Here is a 16,437-nt window from a genome sequence, read left to right on the forward strand (position 1 = left end):
TACGACCGTCCTTTCGGACAGGTGGGACTGTCCGTTCGGGTGGCGGGGACCGGGTGGTGCGGGAGCGAGGCTTGTCCCATCGGAACGGATCATCACCACGACCTGGGGGATCACCATGGAAGCGATCGTTTACGAGGAGTTCGGCGGCCCCGAGGTGCTGCGCCACGAGACGGGCGTGGCGGTGCCGCAGCCCGGTCCGGGCGAGGTGCGCGTGAAGGTGGCGGCGGTCGGCGTCAACCCGGTGGACTGGAAGCGGCGTCACGGCTGGGTGGAGGAGTTCTACCCGACGACGTTCCCGGCCGTGCCGGGCCTGGAGTTCGCGGGCACGGTCGACGCGCTCGGCGAGGGCGTGAGCGAGTTCGCCGTCGGCGACGAGGTGTTCGGCTGGACGAAGACCGGTGCCTACGCGGAGTACGCCATCGCCGGTGTCGTCGCCGCCAAGCCCGCCGCCCTCTCCTGGGAGCAGGCCGCGAGCCTCCCGGTCGCCGGCGAGACCGCCCAGCGCGTCCTCGACCTGCTCGGCGTCCGCGAGGGCGAGACCCTGCTCCTGCACGGCGCCGCGGGCGCCGTCGGCGCGGTCGCCGCCCAGTTGGCCGTCGCGTCCGGCGTCACGGTCATCGGCACGGCATCCGAGCGCAACCACGCCTTCCTGCGCGAGCTCGGCGTGACCCCCGTGACCTACGGCGAGGGCCTCGCCGACCGTGTCCGGGCGGCCGCCCCGCAGGGCGTCGACGCGGTCTTCGACGCGGCCGGCCACGACACCCTGCCGGTCTCCGTCGAGCTGCTCGGCGGCGACAGGTCCCGCATCGTCACCATCGCCGCCCCGGACGCCGCCGACCACGGCATCGTCTTCTCCGGCGTCACCGTCGAGCCGCCCGTCGCCCGGGGCTGGCTCACGGCCCAGGCCCGCCTGGTCACCGAGGGCCGCCTCCGCCTCGACCTCGCGGACACCTTCCCCCTGAAGGAGGCCGCCCGCGCCCAGGAACTGAGCGAGTCGGGCCATGTCCGCGGCAAGCTCGTGCTGCTGCCGTAGCGCCCGTCCGGTGGCGGGCCGGCCCGGCGCGGGCGGGCCCTGAGGGACGTCTAGGACCAGCCCGCCTTCACCACCGCGTGCCCCGCCGCCGCGGCCCGGCCGTAGAAGGCCCGCAGGCCGCCGTGGTGGCCGAGGTGGATCTCCCGGACCAGGGTCTCGGACCAGCCGGGGCCGAAGGAGGCGTGGATCCCGTCGCCGGCGGCGGACCAGAGCTCGTCGAAGGAGACGGCCGTCAGGAACGCCGCCGCCCCGCGCACCCCGGCCGGGTCGAGCACGGTCAGCGGCGGGTCGGCCGGACGGTCGGCCGGGGCGCCGGAGGGCGGCCGGCCGCCGTAGACCGGCAGCCGGGAGGCGTCGTCGGCGCTCGTCCCGTAGAGGTCGTGGAGTGTGGCGGAGTCCTTCTCTATGGAGTCGGCGACGCCCGCGGCGCACTCCACCTCGTGGTTGTCCCAGGCCGTGGACATGAACGCCGCGAGAAAGGCGTGATCGTCCTTGACGTCCGTTTCCGCAACGGCTCTCAGGTGCAGGTGGTGGCTCACCGCGTGTTCCCCCGTTCGACGGCCCGCGGCTCGGGCCAGCCGGACGGAAACGTACCTCCCGCCACTGACAGCGGCCGGAGGCGGCACGGGACAGGAGCAAGGGCAGCGGCAGGGGACAGGAACAGGGACAGCGGCAGGGGACAGGAGCAGCGACAGCGGTACGGGGACAGGAGCAAGGGGGGCGGGACGGGACAGGGACCCGGCTCCGACCCCGGTCCCTGTCCCGTCCCGACTTCCCAGCCTCGCTCCTCAAGCCGTCAGCCGCCACGCGGGGAGCGCCGAGGCCGCCGTCGCGACCACCGCGCACACCCCCGCCGCCGCGCCGACCGCGCCCCACGGCACGGTGAGCGCGACCGGCGCGGCGAGGGCCGCGAGGCCCGCGCCCAGGCCACCCAGGCAGAGCGCGGTGACGCCCAGGCCCAGGGCCGCGCCGATCCCCACCGCGAGCAGCGTCTCGCCCGCGACCACCCGCAGGATCTGCGCCCGGGTGGCGCCGGCCAGCCGCAGCGAGGCCAGTTCCGGGCCGCGTACCGAGGTGGCCATGAGCAGGGTGTTGGCGAGGGCGATCACCGTGTAGACGAGCGCGATGCCGAGCACCAGGAGCAGGCCAAGGCGGGTCTGCGGGGTGGTGACCGGGTGGGTGGCGGCGGCCCAGGCCGCCGCGGTGCGGACGGTGCCGCCGGGCACCGGGGCCGGCAGGTCCGTGTCGATCCGGTCCGCCGTCGCGCCCGGGGCGTTCGCCCAGGTCACGTACGGGCCGTTGGCGCCGGTCCCCTTCGCGAGCACCGCCGCGATCCGCAGCCGTACCGGCCCGCTCCCGTCCGCCCGCCACACCTCGACGCTCTCGCCGACCGTCCGCCGCCCGAAGTCCTCGTTCACGACGATCGACCGGTCGTCCAGGCCCCGCAGGTCGCCCGCGACGACCGGAAGGCGTGCGTACGAGGCCCAGGCGGCCGGGTCGGCCACCGCCCGCGCCCCGTGCTTGACCAGGGCCTCGGCCCCGTCCCGTACGAACACGGAACTCGCGCCGGTGGCGGCGCCGGACCGGGGCACGGGCAGCGGCAGGCCGCTGCCCGTCGTCACGTACGCCGCCGCCGTCTGCTGCCGGGCCTCCGCCGCCCTGGCGTTCGTCACGGTGGCCGCCGAGCCGAGCAGCGTGCCCGCCAGCGCGACCGTGACCAGGACCGGGGCGGCGACGGCTGCGGTACGGCGTACGGCGGCCGCGCCGTTCTCCCGTACGAGAGTGCCGACCGCCCCCGGCAGCCGCAGCGCACGGGCGGCGGGCCGGACGAGCAGCGGGGAGAGCAGGGCCACACCGCTGATCAGCAGCATCGGCTGGGTTGTGTACGTCTTGCGCTTCAGGAGCTCCGAAGGCTCGGTCGCGCACGTCCACACCAGCAGCCCGAGGCCCCCGAGCAGCAGCCCCGCGCCGAGCAGCGCCCGGCCGGGCGGCAGCAGGTCGGTGTCGACGTCCGCCTCGCGCAGGGCCGCCGTCGGGCCGACCCGCCCGGCCCGCCGGGAGGCGGCGACCGCGCCCGCGACGGCGACGCCCGCCCCGGTCCAGAAGGCGGTGTGGAAGGGCCAGGTCACGGCGTCGCTCCCGATCGTGAACCAGGACGGCGCCACCCCGCCGTCCACCAGCACCCGGGCGAGACGGGGCGCGCCCCAGGCCCCGAGCAGGCACCCGGCGGCCGAGGCGAGCACCCCGACGGCCGCCGCCTCGGCGAGCAGCATCCGCCGCACCTGGCCGGGCGTGGCCCCGGCCGTGCGCAGCAGGCCGAACTCGCGCCGCCGCAGGGCGACGGCGAAGGCGAAGGTGGAGGCGACCACGAAGACGGAGACGAAGGCGGTGACGCCGCCGGCGGTGCCGAGCAGGGCGTTGAGGGTGACGAGGGCCCTGGCGTCCCGCTCGGTCTCGGGGTCGACCCGCCGCCGCTCGTCGCCGGTGAGCACCTGGGCCCGGTCGCCGACGAGGGCCAGGACCCGCTCGGCGGGCGCGTCGACGCCGACGGCGTCGGGCCCGCCCGCGGAGGTGACGGTCCAGCGGGCCCGCAGCTCGCGCAGGAGTTCGGTGTCCACAGGCTGTGGACGGTCGAGCCGCCCGCTCGCCACCGTGGTCCCCGGCCCGCGCCGCACCTCCACGGACAGCCGGTCCTGACCCTGCACGACGACGGGCGAGGACGCGAATCGCTGCGGCGCCCGTTCGGGCGCGTGGGCGCCGGCGGACAGCCCGAGTCCCATGACGGCGAGCAGCCCGACGCCGAGCGCCAGCGCGGTGAAACTCCCCAGGAAGGAGGCCCAGCGGGCCCGGAGCCCCGAGACCACGACGCTCAGCACGGGACCGCACCACCCCGCGGCTCGAGCCCCGCCATCCGCTCGGCCAGCGCGCCCGCCGTCGGCGCGTACAGCTCGCCCTGCACCCGGCCGTCGACCAGGAACACCACGCGGTCCGCGCGGGCCGCGGCCACCGGGTCGTGCGTGACCATGACGATCGACTGCCCTTCCGTGTCGACCAGCTCGCGCAGCATGTCCAGGACCTCACGGCCGGTCGTGGAGTCCAGGGCGCCGGTCGGCTCGTCGCCGAAGAGGACCGCCGGGTGCGTGATGAGCGCCCGCGCGAGGGCCACCCGCTGCTGTTGCCCGCCGGAGAGCTCGCCGGGCCGGTGCCGCTCACGGCCCGCGAGGCCGACCCGGGCGAGGGCGTCCCGTACCTGCGTACGGGACGGGCGGCGCCCGGCGAGCCGCAGCGGCAGGGCCACGTTCTGGGCGGCGGTCAGCGCGGGCAGCAGGTTGAAGGACTGGAACACGAAGCCGATCCGGTCCCGCCGCAGCAGCGTGCGCCGCCGCTCGCTCAGGCCCTCCAGGGCGACCCCGCCGACCTCGACGCGCCCGGCGGTCGGGCGGTCGAGGCCGGCCGCGCACTGGAGCAGCGTGGACTTCCCCGATCCGGACGGGCCCATCACGGCGGTGAAGGTGCCGGTGGGGAAGTCGAGGTCGACGCCGTCGAGGGCGCGGACGTCTCGGTGATGGCGGCGCAGGCCGCCGAGCCGAACGGCGTAAGTCGTCATGGCCCCAGCGAACCGCCCGGACCACCCCCCGATCACGACCACTGGGGGGCGTCCAGGGGTAGGGCCGGCCCTACCCCTGCCGTGCGGCGGGGCCCCTACGCCTGCCGTGCGGCGGGGCCCCTACCCCTGCCGTACGGCGGCGGCGTACACCTCAAGGGCGTCGAGCGGCTCCCGCCCGCCGAGCAGCGCGCGCAGGTCGCTCTCGACCCCGCTGCCGTCCATGAAGCCGTGCGCGATCGCCGAGTAGGTGCTCGCGAGCATCGGCACCTGGAAGCCCTGCGCCCCGGAGGCGGCGATGGCGGTACGAGCCTCGGCCAGCGTGCCGGGCGCGTACGTGGTGCCCAGCGCCTTCGCCAGGTCGGCGCCGCCGAGCGCGCGGTCGCCGACCAGCTCGTAGACGCGACCCGCGTGCGGCGCGGGGTCGGCAGCGACGGAGGCCGCGATGTCGGCGAGGTCCGCGCGGGCGACGGCGGCCAGACCGCCCTCGCCGAGGGGGCCGGTGATGCGGTTGTCGGCGTCCGGGACGGCGATCCAGGTCAGGAACTCGGCGTAGAGGCCGTTGCGCAGGACCGTCCACCGCACGGTGGAGCGCTGTAGCCGGCGCTCGGTCCAGCGGTGGGCGAGCGCGTACGTGAGGTGGTCACCGTCGCCGGAGATGCTGGTGTACACGATGTGACCGACCCCGGCCTCCTCGGCGGCGGAGATCGCGGCCTCGTGCCGGGCGACGACGACGTCGTCCTCGCCGTAACCGGCCGAGATCAGCAGCAGGGTGTCGATCCCCGCGAAGGCGGCCGGCAGGGTGGACGGGTCGTCGAAGTCGACGAGCCGGGTGCCGGGCAGTCCGGCGCGGGTGCCGAGGACGACGTCCTCGCGGCCGGAGAGCCGGTCGGCGACGAGTTTGCCGAGCGCGCCGGAGACACCGGTGACGAGCAGCATGGATTCTCCTGGATCGATTGGTGAAGGTGGCGGAGCGCCTGGGACCATCGTGAAGGGACGGAAGTGATCTTGGGAAGAGGATCTGTGAAGGCGCGGAGGCACCCGGCATGACCAGGAGCACGGTCGAGCAGGCACTGGAGGCGCTGTACGGAGACGACGACAGGGCGCTGGACACGGCGGCCTCCCTGCTCGCCGCCGACCGCGGCGCGGACGCCGGACTGGCCCGGCGCGGCGAGGAGTTCGTCCGGAGCCTGTGGGCGCGGGGCTGGCAGCCGGCCGACCTCGTCCGGATGGCCCGGCGCGAGCTGGCCGACGAGCACGTACGGCTCCTGTGCGGCATCGTCCGGGCCGAGACGGCACGCTACGAGCGGCTGCCGCACCGCTGGCAGGCGCAGCTCGACGTGCTGGACACCGACACCTGGAGCGCCGACCGCTTCTCGTACGCGACGGCCGTCCTGGAGCTGTACCGGCTCCTCGTCCGGCTGCCCCGCCTCGACGCCGTCGGACCCGTGCCCGGGGAGCCCCTGCCGCCGCCCGCGGGCGAGCCGAAGATGCTGACCAGGATCCGGGCGCTGCTCGCGAAGGCCGAGGCGACGACGTACGCGGAGGAGGCCGAGGCGCTGACCGCCAAGGCCCAGGAGCTGATGGCCCGGCACAGCCTGGACGAGGCGAGCCTCGCGGCGGGCGGGCCGACCGCCGAGACGCCGGGGGCGATCCGGATCGGCGTCGACCCGCCGTACGAGCAGGCCAAGGCGATCCTGCTCGACGCGGTGGCGACGGCGAACCACTGCCGGGCGGTGTGGAACGAGGGCTTCGGCTTCTCGACGGTCGTCGGCTTCGAGGCCGACCTTGAACCGGTGGAGCTCCTCTACACCTCCCTCCTCGTCCAGGGCACCGCCGCGATGACCCGCGCGGAGGCGGAGCAGCGGGCGGGCGGCCGCAAGCGCACCAAGTCCTTCCGCCAGTCGTTCCTGCTCGCCTACGCCAACCGTCTCGGCGCCCGCCTCTCCTCGACCTCCCGCCGCGTCGCCGCCGAGGCCCCGACCCTGCTGCCCGCCCTGGCCTCCCGCGACCTGGCGGTGACCGGCCGCACGGACGAGCTGTTCCCGGAGACCCGCACCAGCCGCGTACGCGCCGCCTGGGACGAGGAGGGCTGGACCCACGGCACCTCGGCCGCCGACCGGGCGGGCCTGCGGCACCCGCCCACGGGCGGGGGGACGGCGCCGGTGCGACGGGGCTGACGGCGCCGGTGCGCGGGGCTGACGATGCCGGTGCGCGGGGCTGACGGCGCGGCCGCGCGACTACGGCGCGAAAGCCGAAGAGAGGCCTTCCCCCTCCCAAGGCCCTTCCGAAATGCCCGTTTCACTCAAGATCGCGGCTAGGCTCGCCGCCATGAGCTGGCTCCGGGCGCTGAAGGAGACCGCCCGCTCGGGCCTCACCGTGGAGCGGCGGCGACTGGAACCCGCCGTGGCCGCCCGCGGGGCGCTGGGGCTCGCGCTCGTCGTCGGGGTGTCGCTGGCGGCGTTCGGCCCGGCGGTGGCGGCGTCCTCGGCGTTCGGCGCGTTCCAGGCGGCCATCGCGACCTTCCAGCGCTCGTACCGCCCCCGCCCCACCCTCGCGCTCGCCTCCGGCGCGAGCCTCGCCGTGTCGACCTTCCTCGGCTACCTCACCGGCACCCACCTGGTCCTCTTCCTCGCCCTGCTCGCCCTGTGGACCTTCCTGTCCGGGCTCGCCTGGGCCGCGGGCCCCACCGTCGGCATCATCGCCTCCTCCAACGTGGCGATCATGCTGGTCACCGTCACCCTCCCGACCTCCGTGGCCACGGCCGCGGGCCACGCCGCGATGATCGCCGTCGGCGGCCTGGTGCAGGCCGCGCTGATCGTCGCGCTGCCGGTACGCCGCTGGGGCGCCCAGCGCGACGCGCTCGCCGACGCGCTGGCCGCCGAGGCGGACTACGCCCGCAGGCTGCGCCACGACCCGACCGCCTCCTTCGACCCCGTACCGCTCATGACGGCCCGCAGCGCCGCCGCCGTCACCCCGCGCCAGGCCCGCCGCCGCCCCGCCGAGCTGCACGGGGCGCGCGGGCTCGCCGAGCGGATCAGACCGGTGCTCGCCTCCCTCGCCGACCCGGCCGTCGGCGCGGCCGCGGAGGGGCCGCAGCGGGACCGGGTGCGCGAGCTGCTCGGCGCGGCGGGCGAGGTCCTGGACGCCTGCGCGCACGCCATCCGGCACGGCGAGCCCGTCGCCCTTCCGCCCGCCGCGGTCGCCGCGCTGCACACCCCGGACACGCTCGCGATCCTGTCCGGCGCGCCCCGCAGGGCGGCCGTCCGGCTCGCCGCGCTCCTCGACGACGTCGTGGAGACGGCCGAACCGCGCACCGAGACCGCCGCCGAGGCCCGCAGCCGCCCGACCCTCGCCCGGCTGGTGCCCGTCGCGCTCGGGAAGATGAGGGCCGAACTGCGGCACGAGTCGCCGGTCCTGCGCCATGCCGTCCGGGTCACCGCCGTGGCCTGCGCCGGCTACCTCCTCGGCAGCGCCCTTCCGCTCGGCCACGGCTACTGGGCGCCGATGGCCTCCGTGATGGTGATGCGCCCGGACTTCTCGCAGACGTACGCGCGTTCCGTCGCCCGCCTCGGCGGCACCCTCGTCGGGGTCGGCCTCGCGACGGCCATCGTGCGGGCCGCGCACCCGGGCACCTATCTGTCGGCGGCGCTCGCGGTGCTGTGCGCCTTCGCGATGTACCTCCTGATGCGTACGGGGTACGCGGCGAGCCAGGTCTTCGTCGCCGCGTACGTCGTCTTCCTGCTCGGCATGGACGGCGCGGGCCTCACCCAGACCGTCCGCGAACGCGTCCTGCTCACGCTGCTCGGCGGGGCGCTCGCGATGCTCGCGTACGCCGTCTACCCGGCCTGGGAGACGCCGCGGTTGCGCGGCCGGATCGCGGACTGGCTGGTGGCCGACGGGCGGTACGCGGCCGCCGTCGTCGCCCACTACGCGGAGCCGGCGGGACCCGTCTGCCCCGACGTGCGCGAGGCCCTGCTCGGCACCCGTACGGCCAGGATCGCCTGGCAGGAGGGCGTGGCCCGGGCCACGCACGAGCCGGTGCGCCACCGGGGCCTGTCCCACGCGGCGGCCGACGACGCCGAGCACGCCCTGGCCCAGTTCGGCCGGGTCGCCATGCTCCTGGAGGCGCACCTGCCCGAGCGCGGCGCCCCGCCCGTACCGGCCGCCGCGGCCCTCGCGGAGGCGCTGCGGCGCACGACGGAGCGGGGCGCGAAGGCGGTCCGGGAGCGCAAGGTGCCGGGCTGGGGCGACCTGCGGGAGACGGTCACGGCCTGGAACGAGGGGGAGGGTGCCCCGGACCACTTCCTTCTGGTCAAGGGCGCCGCCCTGCTCCTGGAGGCGCTGGACGAGCTGTCGGCGGCGCTGGACGACCCCGCGCGCACGCGCTGAGCGCGCGAGGGCGGGTCAGGACGTCCCCGAGCGGAACCGGGCACTTCTTTTGCGGCGATTCCGGACGCCGTGTCATCCGCCGGGATCCCGGACGGAGTTGGAAGGAGTGGAGAGAGCGCAGGAGCCAGAGGAACCGAACCAGGAGCAAGCGCATGAAGAAGTACCTGTCGGCGGCGGCCGTGCTCGCGACCGCCGCCGTGACCGCCGCACCAGCCGCCGTCGCCGCCGCACCCGCGCGGACCACGACGGTGACGGCCGTCGCCGTGGCCAAGCCCCCGTCGCCCGTGAGCGTCGTCCGGTCCGGCGAGCGGGTGGACGCCGGCAAGGGCTGGACGGTGTGGCTGACGGAGGAGGGCAAGCACTGGGTGGGGCCCGACGGCACCGAGAACTTCCGCAGCGTCGTCGACGGCAACATCGACCCGTCCGAGCCGGGCGTCAGCCACCAGTCGGAGGGCGACGCCACCGCCACCTTCCACTCGGGCCTCTTCTACGGCACCAAGAAGGCGGGCAAGGTGGTGCTGACCGACGCCGGGGGACGCAGGACCTCGGCGACCCTGCTCGAACTGCCGGGCCGGCCGGGCTGGGGCGTCTGGTACGCCCACCGCGCGGGCTCGGTCGACGGCGTCGGCGTGAAGCTGTACGACCGCAACGGCCGCCTGCTCGCGGAGCTGCCGGGCTTCTGAGGCGCGCGCCGTACGAACGCGGCTTCCGCGCCGTACGAACCGCGGCTTCCACGCCGTACGAACCAGGCAGGGCCCGGCACGGGGCGGGCCCTGCCTTCCTTCCCACCCGAACGATCACGAGGTCCCTCACGGTGTCGCACGAGTCCGCGTCGCACGAGTCCGCCGACCGGCACCGGCATGGCGACCGGCACCTGCATGGCGACCGGAACGGCGACATCGACGACGGCTTCGTCGAGTTCGCCGTCGCCGCCTGGCCGCGCCTGGTGCGTACGGCACAGCTGCTGACGGGTGACTTCCACGAGGCCGAGGACCTGGTGCAGACGACCCTCGCCAAGGTCTACGGCCGCTGGCGCCGGGTCCCGCGCGAGGAGATCGACCTCTATGTGCGGCGCGCCCTGATCAACAACAACCTCAGCCGGCTGCGCCGCAAGCGGGTGGTCCACCTGCTCACCCCGGTGCTGCCGGAGTCGCTGCGGCACGCGTCCGCGGGGCACGCCGAGGCGGTGGAGCAACGCACCGCGCTGCTCGCGGCGTTAGGCGACCTGCCCGCCCGGCAGCGCGCCGTGATGGTGCTGCGCTATTGGGAGGATCTGGCCGAGCAGGAGATCGCGACGGTGCTCCACTGCTCGATCGGCACGGTCAAGACCCATGCCCGGCGCGGCCTCGCGGCCCTGCGCGCCCACCCGGCCCTGGCCGGTACCGCCCACCTCCCGCACGTCCCCGCCCCAGCGGCCCCCGCCGCCCCTTCCGCCCCCTCCGGAGCACGACGATGACACCCGAGTCCGAGTCCGACCTGGACGGGGACGTGGACGTGGCCGACGATCTCCGCGTCGCGTTCGCGCGGGCCGCGCACGAGATCACCCCGAACCCGGTCCCCCTGGCGGCCGTCGCCCGCGCGGGCCGCGCGCAGCGCCGCCGCCGGAAGGTGGCGCTGGCGGCCCTGGCGGTGCTCTGCGCCGGCACGGCGACGGGGGTCGCGGCCGACCTCCTCGTCCCCCGGTGGGCGACCCGCTCGCCGATGGCGTCGGTGCCGTCCGTCGCCGCCCCGCCCACCGTGGCCAGGAGCACGGGATCCGCCGAGCCCCTCCTGCCGCCGGTCCGCACCGTGCGCCCCGGGCAGCGGGTCGACGCCGGCGGCGGATCGACGGTGTGGCTGACCAAGGAGGGCAAGTACTGGTCGGGCCCCGACGGTTTCGAGAACTTCCGCAGCGTGGGTGACGGCAACATCGACCGGTCCGAACCGGGCGTGAGCCACCAGTCGGAGGGCGACGGCAAGGGGATCTTCCACTCGGGCCTGTTCTACGGCACCCGCGACGCCGGGAAGGTCGAACTCACCGGTGTCGACGGCAAGAAGACCGTCGCGACCCTCCTCGAACTGGCCGGCCGCCCGGGCTGGGGCGTCTGGTACGCCCACACCCCGCCGCCCGCCGACCCGGCCGACAGCCCCGACGTGGCCCTTTACGACCGCACGGGCAAGCGCCTGACCGAGCTGCCGGGGATGCCCTAGGGGTGACGGCCAGGGCCGACGGCCCCGTACTGGCCGGTAGCGCGGAGTCGCGTAGTCGCTACGCCACCCCTCGTGCACGTGCATCTGCTCACGCATTGGCATATGAACACAGCTATGATCCGAGGAAGTTGACACGTGCACCAAACATTTCGGGGAGCTACCAGTGCATCACGCGGACCACGCGTACAACGGCATGGCGGCCACGGAGCTTCGTGGTGTCGTGTGGCAGAAGAGCCGGCACAGTAACTCCCAGGGTTCCTGTGTGGAGTTCGCCAAACTGCCCGGGGGCGATGTCGCCGTCCGCAACTCGCGCCACCCCGACGGCCCCGCGCTCGTCTACACGCCCGCCGAGATAGAGGCCCTGCTGCTCGGCGTCAAGGACGGGGAGTTCGACCACCTGGTGTGACGATCCCACCGGATGTGACGGAGTACGAACGAAAAGGGCCCCGATGGCGACGAAGCCGCCGGGGCCCTTCTCGTATGCGCAGGGATGCGCGGTGCTGCTCCGGGGGGTGCGCGACGCTGCTCCGGCGTATGCGCTGCGCTACTCCGGCCCCAGCCGGAACAGCGCCCACACCACCTTGCCGTGCAGCGTGCCCGCGAGCGGGTGCCAGCCCCAGCTGTCGCTGAACGACTCCACCAGGAACAGCCCGCGCCCCGACTCGGCCGCGAAGTCCTCGTCGCCCTCCCGCGCCTCCGGGCTGTGCCGGCTGGGGTCGCGCACGGCGCACACCAGGCGTGAGGCCCAGCGCATCAGATGCAGCCGCACGGGCGGATTCAGGCCTTCCTCGTACGCCGGGGCAGCGTCCGGCGGCACCGCGTGGCGCAGCGCGTTGGTGACGAGCTCCGAGACGACGAGGGCGACGTCGTCGAACCGCTCCGCGAGGTCCCAGTTGGTCAGCGTCTGCCGGGTGAACTTCCGCGCGCCGCGCACCGCTTCGTAGCGGGGTGGCAGGGCGCAGGAGGCCGAGTTGGAGACGGCCGCGGGATCGATCGGCGGAAGCCCCTGCCGTAACGGCTCGAGCATGGTCGATCCATTCGGTCCCATGCGAGGCACTCCCGGGAATCGCGGCGGTGGTGCGACAAGGTGGTGCGACAACGGTGCGGCAACGCGCGCGATACGCGGCTGCGCGGGGTCCATGGTTCCGAATGCGTCGAAGGGATGCAAGGGCAGATGCACGTGCACGCGCCGGACCTGTCCGCCCACGTGCCGAATCTGTGCATAAGTCGTCCCCAAGAGGGATGCGCTGTGCCCTGAACCCGCCCTCTTTGCGTAATCGAATGTGTACGCGCTGAAGCGTTTAGTGGCAGAATCCGGGGCTCGACGGGGGCTCGGCATCGTAGGGAGCACCGTGAAGGGGAGGCTGGAGCCGTGACGGCAGGCGAAGCGAGCGGGGCGAGCGGGAGTGTGGTGCGCCGGATCCTGCTGGGCTCCCAGTTGAGGCGGCTGCGCGAATCGCGCGGCATCACCCGCGAGGCGGCCGGCTATTCGATCCGCGCGTCCGAATCCAAGATCAGCCGTATGGAGTTGGGAAGGGTGAGCTTCAAGGCCCGGGACGTCGAGGATCTGCTCACGCTCTACGGAGTCAGCGACGACACCGAGCGCGGCTCGCTCCTCGGCCTGGCCCGCGAGGCCAACGTCGCCGGCTGGTGGCACAGTTTCGGCGACGTCCTGCCGGGCTGGTTCCAGACGTACATCGGCCTCGAAGGCGCCGCCTCCCTCATCCGTATCTACGAAGTCCAGTTCATCCACGGCCTGTTGCAGACCGAGGCGTACGCGCACGCCGTCGTCACGCGCGGCATGCCCGACGCGCCGCGCGCCGAGATCGACCGCCGGGTCGCGCTCCGCCTGGAGCGGCAGAAGGTCCTCGTCGCCGAGCGCGCGCCCCGGTTCCACGCCGTCCTCGACGAGGCCGCGCTGCGCCGTCCCTACGGCGACCGGTCGGTGATGCAGGGCCAGTTGAGGCATCTCATCGAGATCTCCGAACACCCGAACGTCACGCTCCAGGTCATGCCGTTCAGCTTCGGCGGCCACGCCGGCGAGAGCGGCGCCTTCACGATGCTGAGCTTCCCGGAGTCGGACCTCTCCGACGTCGTCTACCTGGAACAGCTGACCAGCGCCCTCTACCTCGACAAGCGCGAGGAGGTCGGCCAGTACGCGCGCGTGATGCAGCGGCTGCAGAAGGACAGTCCGGACCCGGCCGAAAGTCGAGACCTTCTTCGGGGACTCCTCCAACTCTCATGAGACGTAAGTACGATGACGTGACATCAGTGATGTGATGCGTCTGTCCGTCGTCCGTGCCGACGTCCGCCACCGCGGGTAAGGGGTCTCGTTCCATGTCGTCCTACTTCACCGAACTGGCCCACCAGTACATCGACGGCGAGTGGAAGCCCGGCAGCGGCTCCTGGGACATCATCGACTTCAACCCGTACACGGGGGAGAAGCTGGCCGCGATCACCGTGGCCAGCGTCGCCGAGGTCGACCGCGCCTACCGCGCCGCCGAGCGCGCCCAGGCCGAGTGGGCCGAGACCAACCCGTACACCCGCCGCCTCGTCTTCGAGCGCGCGTTGCGGATCGTCGAGGACCGCGAGCAGGAGATAGCCGACGCGATCGTCGCCGAGCTCGGCGGCACCCGCCTGAAGGCCGCCTTCGAGCTGCACCTGGCCAAGGAGTTCCTGCGCGAGGCGATCCAGCTGGCGCTGCGCCCCGAGGGCCGCATCCTGCCTTCGCCGGTGGACGGCAAGGAGAACCGGGTCTACCGCCTGCCGGTCGGCGTCGTCGGCGTCATCTCGCCCTTCAACTTCCCCTTCCTGCTGTCGATCAAGTCGGTGGCCCCGGCGCTCGCCCTCGGCAACGCGGTCGTGCTCAAGCCCCACCAGAACACCCCGATCTGCGGCGGCACCCTCGTCGCCAAGGTCCTGGAGGACGCCGGGCTCCCGGCCGGCCTGCTCAACGTGGTCGTCACCGACATCGCCGAGATCGGCGACGCGCTGCTGACCCACCCGGTCCCGAAGGTCATCTCCTTCACCGGCTCCGACCGGGTCGGCCGGCATGTCGCCACCGTCTGCGCCCAGAACTTCAAGCACGCCGTGCTCGAACTCGGCGGCAACAGCGCCCTGATCGTCCTCGACGACGCCGACCTCGACTACGCGGTGGACGCGGCCGTCTTCAGCCGCTTCGTGCACCAGGGCCAGGTCTGCATGGCCGCCAACCGGATCCTGGTGGACCGCAGCCTGGAGGCGGAGTTCACCGAGAAGTTCGTGGCGAAGGTGAAGACCCTGCGGGTCGGCGACCCGGCCGACCCCGCCACCCACATCGGCCCGCTCATCAACTCCCAGCAGGCGGAGGCCGTGTCCGCGCTCGTCGACCAGACCATCGAGTCCGGCGCGACGGCCCTGCTGCACGGCGCGGTCGACGGCAATGTCGTCGCGCCGTCCGTCCTCACCGGCATCGCCGCGGACGCGCCGGTCCTGGGTCAGGAGATCTTCGGCCCGGTGGCCCTGATCGTCCCCTTCGACGGCGAGGAGGAGGCGGTACGGATCGCCAACGACACGCCGTACGGGCTCAGCGGCGCCGTCCACACCGGCGACATCGAGCGCGGTGTGCGGGTCGCCAAGCGCATCCACACCGGCATGATCCACATCAACGACGGCACCGTGCACGACGAGCCGATCGTGCCGTTCGGCGGCGAGAAGCACTCGGGCATCGGCCGGCTCAACGGCGAGGCGATGGTCGAGGTCTTCACCACCCAGAAGTGGATCTCGATCCAGCACGGCCGCAGCCGCTTCCCGTTCTAGGAATCGGCTTCACGGCGCGATTTAGGACAGAAGCTGTCCGCGTGCATCCGTAGCGTTGTCGGTGTCGGAAGAAGAAGACGCACGGAAGGCGGACATCATGGTTGCTCTCGTTCCCGCAGAGGCCCCCGGCGACGAGCGCGGCGCGTTCCTCAACTTCATCGAGGCCCAGCGCGCAGCGATCGTCCGGGCGTCATCGGGGCTCACCGAGGAGCAGGCGGCGAGCCGCCCCAGCGCCAGTGAGCTGACCCTCTCCGGCCTGATCAAGCACGTCGCGGAGGTCGAGCTCAACTGGCTGCGGCTCGCGCAGCAGCGGCCGAACGAGCGGCAGCGTACCCAGGAGACCTGGAACGAGGGCTTCCGGATCCTCGACGGCGAGAGCATCCCGCAGACGCTGGCCTTCTGGGAGGGCGTGGCGAAGGAGACCGAGGAGTTCGTCCGGTCCGTGCCGAGCCTGGACGACACCTTCCCGCTGCCACCGGCGCCCTGGTTCCCGAAGGACGGCCGGGTCACGGTGCGCTGGATGCTGCTGCACCTGGTCCAGGAGATGGGCCGGCACGCCGGGCACGCGGACGTCATCCGCGAGTCCCTGGACGGCAAGGGCTCCTTCGACCTGCTGGAGCTGGAGCGGCAGGGCTGAACGCCCCTACCCTGGTCGGCATTGACCAGGGAGGTACGTGGGATGTCGGCGATCCGGCTGCTCGTCCTGGGCGCGGTCAAGCAGCACGGTCGCGCCCACGGGTACCAGGTGCGCCACGACCTGGAGTACTGGGGCGCGCACGAGTGGTCCAACGCCAAGCCCGGTTCGATCTACCACGCGCTGAAGCAGATGGCGAAGCAGGGCCTGCTGCGCGCGGACGAGATCGCGCCGAGCACGGCGGGCGGCCCGCCGCGGGTCGAGTACGAGATCACGGCCGAGGGCGCCGAGGAGTACTTCCGGCTGCTGCGCGAGGCCCTTTCCACGTACGACCAGCAGACGGACGTCCTGTCCGCGGCCATCGGCTTCATCGTGGACCTGCCCCGGGCGGAGGCCGTGGAGCTGCTGCGGGCCCGGCTGCGGGGCCTGGACGCCTGGCGGGCGGAGGTCACCGAGTACTACACGCCGGAGGGCGGTCCGGGGCAGCTCGGCCACATCGGCGAGATCATGCACCTCTGGGTGCACTCGGCGGACGCCGGCCGTGAGTGGACCTTGGGCCTGATCGACCGGATCGAGGGCGGGGCGTACGTCTTCGCGGGGGAGGGCGAGCCGTTCGTCGGCGTCCTTCCGTGAACGCGGAAAAAAAGGGGGCGCGGAGGTGGGAACCCGAAGGCGGTGAGCGGTGTAACAGAAGCAGACGGAGAACAGGGGGAGTGCGATGCGCGGTTCCTGGACGGCGGCCTGTGCCGCTCTGCTACTGCTGCTTCTGTCGGCGGCCTGCACGAG

16 protein-coding genes are annotated in these 16,437 nt (G+C 73.7%); 11 read left to right on the forward strand and 5 right to left on the reverse strand.

Annotated elements, in window-relative coordinates; genetic code table 11:
- Positions 1–115 precede the first annotated feature (115 nt).
- A complete protein-coding gene (locus tag ACIGEZ_RS08345) occupies positions 116–1,033 on the forward strand; it encodes an NADP-dependent oxidoreductase (RefSeq protein ID WP_399827358.1) in 918 nt (305 codons plus the stop codon).
- 50 nt (positions 1,034–1,083) lie between these two features.
- On the opposite strand, the gene ACIGEZ_RS08350 is transcribed toward ACIGEZ_RS08345, so the two are convergent.
- From ACIGEZ_RS08350 to ACIGEZ_RS08365, 4 genes are all read right to left on the reverse strand, one after another.
- The gene (locus tag ACIGEZ_RS08350) at positions 1,084–1,572 is read right to left on the reverse strand and encodes a DUF1877 family protein (protein ID WP_399827361.1); all 489 of its coding nucleotides are present in this window, start codon (positions 1,570–1,572) and stop codon (positions 1,084–1,086) included.
- Between the two features lie 249 nt (positions 1,573–1,821).
- Complete coding sequence (locus ACIGEZ_RS08355; protein ID WP_399827364.1) at positions 1,822–3,909, reverse strand: FtsX-like permease family protein; 2,088 nt, start codon at positions 3,907–3,909, stop codon at positions 1,822–1,824.
- Positions 3,903–4,640, reverse strand: a complete 738-nt coding sequence (locus ACIGEZ_RS08360; protein WP_399827367.1) for an ABC transporter ATP-binding protein — start codon at positions 4,638–4,640, stop codon at positions 3,903–3,905. Before ACIGEZ_RS08360 ends, ACIGEZ_RS08355 begins: the two co-directional genes overlap by 7 nt.
- A gap of 120 nt (positions 4,641–4,760) precedes the next feature.
- The gene (locus tag ACIGEZ_RS08365) at positions 4,761–5,576 is read right to left on the reverse strand and encodes an NAD(P)H-binding protein (RefSeq protein ID WP_399827369.1); all 816 of its coding nucleotides are present in this window, start codon (positions 5,574–5,576) and stop codon (positions 4,761–4,763) included.
- 107 nt (positions 5,577–5,683) lie between these two features.
- On the opposite strand from ACIGEZ_RS08365, the gene ACIGEZ_RS08370 reads away from it, so the two are divergent.
- From ACIGEZ_RS08370 to ACIGEZ_RS08395, 6 genes are all read left to right on the forward strand, one after another.
- The gene (locus tag ACIGEZ_RS08370; RefSeq protein ID WP_399827372.1) at positions 5,684–6,817 is read left to right on the forward strand and encodes a DUF2786 domain-containing protein; all 1,134 of its coding nucleotides are present in this window, start codon (positions 5,684–5,686) and stop codon (positions 6,815–6,817) included.
- A gap of 151 nt (positions 6,818–6,968) precedes the next feature.
- A complete protein-coding gene (locus ACIGEZ_RS08375; protein WP_399827375.1) occupies positions 6,969–9,029 on the forward strand; it encodes an FUSC family protein in 2,061 nt (686 codons plus the stop codon).
- 152 nt (positions 9,030–9,181) lie between these two features.
- On the forward strand, positions 9,182–9,712 hold the full coding sequence (locus ACIGEZ_RS08380) for a hypothetical protein (protein WP_399827377.1): 531 nt from the start codon (positions 9,182–9,184) through the stop codon (positions 9,710–9,712).
- A gap of 191 nt (positions 9,713–9,903) precedes the next feature.
- Complete coding sequence (locus ACIGEZ_RS08385; RefSeq protein ID WP_399827606.1) at positions 9,904–10,485, forward strand: SigE family RNA polymerase sigma factor; 582 nt, start codon at positions 9,904–9,906, stop codon at positions 10,483–10,485.
- A complete protein-coding gene (locus tag ACIGEZ_RS08390) occupies positions 10,482–11,219 on the forward strand; it encodes a hypothetical protein (protein ID WP_399827380.1) in 738 nt (245 codons plus the stop codon). Before ACIGEZ_RS08385 ends, ACIGEZ_RS08390 begins: the two co-directional genes overlap by 4 nt.
- A 193-nt stretch (positions 11,220–11,412) precedes the next feature.
- On the forward strand, positions 11,413–11,625 hold the full coding sequence (locus ACIGEZ_RS08395; RefSeq protein ID WP_063992029.1) for a DUF397 domain-containing protein: 213 nt from the start codon (positions 11,413–11,415) through the stop codon (positions 11,623–11,625).
- A 138-nt stretch (positions 11,626–11,763) separates the two neighbouring features.
- Here the strand turns inward: ACIGEZ_RS08395 and ACIGEZ_RS08400 are convergent, their stop codons facing one another.
- The gene (locus tag ACIGEZ_RS08400) at positions 11,764–12,267 is read right to left on the reverse strand and encodes an ATP-binding protein (RefSeq protein WP_399827383.1); all 504 of its coding nucleotides are present in this window, start codon (positions 12,265–12,267) and stop codon (positions 11,764–11,766) included.
- Positions 12,268–12,591: 324 nt separating this feature from the next.
- On the opposite strand from ACIGEZ_RS08400, the gene ACIGEZ_RS08405 reads away from it, so the two are divergent.
- The 4 genes from ACIGEZ_RS08405 (at position 12,592) to ACIGEZ_RS08420 (ending at position 16,284) form a co-directional block, all read left to right on the forward strand.
- Positions 12,592–13,464 (forward strand): helix-turn-helix domain-containing protein, encoded by an 873-nt coding sequence (locus tag ACIGEZ_RS08405; protein ID WP_399827385.1) that lies wholly within the window; start codon positions 12,592–12,594, stop codon positions 13,462–13,464.
- A gap of 92 nt (positions 13,465–13,556) precedes the next feature.
- Positions 13,557–15,017 (forward strand): aldehyde dehydrogenase family protein, encoded by a 1,461-nt coding sequence (locus ACIGEZ_RS08410; protein ID WP_399827388.1) that lies wholly within the window; start codon positions 13,557–13,559, stop codon positions 15,015–15,017.
- A 97-nt stretch (positions 15,018–15,114) separates the two neighbouring features.
- Positions 15,115–15,654 (forward strand): DinB family protein, encoded by a 540-nt coding sequence (locus ACIGEZ_RS08415; protein WP_399827391.1) that lies wholly within the window; start codon positions 15,115–15,117, stop codon positions 15,652–15,654.
- A gap of 42 nt (positions 15,655–15,696) precedes the next feature.
- The gene (locus tag ACIGEZ_RS08420) at positions 15,697–16,284 is read left to right on the forward strand and encodes a PadR family transcriptional regulator (RefSeq protein WP_399827394.1); all 588 of its coding nucleotides are present in this window, start codon (positions 15,697–15,699) and stop codon (positions 16,282–16,284) included.
- Positions 16,285–16,437 lie beyond the last annotated feature (153 nt).

The sequence above is a fragment of the Streptomyces sp. NPDC085481 genome, from assembly GCF_044541845.1.
In the GTDB taxonomy this organism is placed as follows: Bacteria; Actinomycetota; Actinomycetes; order Streptomycetales; family Streptomycetaceae; genus Streptomyces.

Excerpts from the sequence above, each read along its gene's own strand:
- ACIGEZ_RS08400 (WP_399827383.1), bottom strand. The coding sequence starts at position 12,267 with ATGGGACCGAATGGATCGACCATGCTCGAGCCGTTACGGCAGGGGCTT.
- ACIGEZ_RS08375 (WP_399827375.1), top strand. The coding sequence starts at position 6,969 with ATGAGCTGGCTCCGGGCGCTGAAGGAGACCGCCCGCTCGGGCCTCACC.
- ACIGEZ_RS08410 (WP_399827388.1), top strand. The coding sequence starts at position 13,557 with ATGTCGTCCTACTTCACCGAACTGGCCCACCAGTACATCGACGGCGAG.
- ACIGEZ_RS08360 (WP_399827367.1), bottom strand. The coding sequence starts at position 4,640 with ATGACGACTTACGCCGTTCGGCTCGGCGGCCTGCGCCGCCATCACCGA.
- ACIGEZ_RS08420 (WP_399827394.1), top strand. The coding sequence starts at position 15,697 with ATGTCGGCGATCCGGCTGCTCGTCCTGGGCGCGGTCAAGCAGCACGGT.
- ACIGEZ_RS08395 (WP_063992029.1), top strand. The coding sequence starts at position 11,413 with ATGGCGGCCACGGAGCTTCGTGGTGTCGTGTGGCAGAAGAGCCGGCAC.
- ACIGEZ_RS08380 (WP_399827377.1), top strand. The coding sequence starts at position 9,182 with ATGAAGAAGTACCTGTCGGCGGCGGCCGTGCTCGCGACCGCCGCCGTG.
- ACIGEZ_RS08415 (WP_399827391.1), top strand. The coding sequence starts at position 15,115 with ATGGTTGCTCTCGTTCCCGCAGAGGCCCCCGGCGACGAGCGCGGCGCG.
- ACIGEZ_RS08390 (WP_399827380.1), top strand. The coding sequence starts at position 10,482 with ATGACACCCGAGTCCGAGTCCGACCTGGACGGGGACGTGGACGTGGCC.
- ACIGEZ_RS08370 (WP_399827372.1), top strand. The coding sequence starts at position 5,684 with ATGACCAGGAGCACGGTCGAGCAGGCACTGGAGGCGCTGTACGGAGAC.
- ACIGEZ_RS08365 (WP_399827369.1), bottom strand. The coding sequence starts at position 5,576 with ATGCTGCTCGTCACCGGTGTCTCCGGCGCGCTCGGCAAACTCGTCGCC.
- ACIGEZ_RS08345 (WP_399827358.1), top strand. The coding sequence starts at position 116 with ATGGAAGCGATCGTTTACGAGGAGTTCGGCGGCCCCGAGGTGCTGCGC.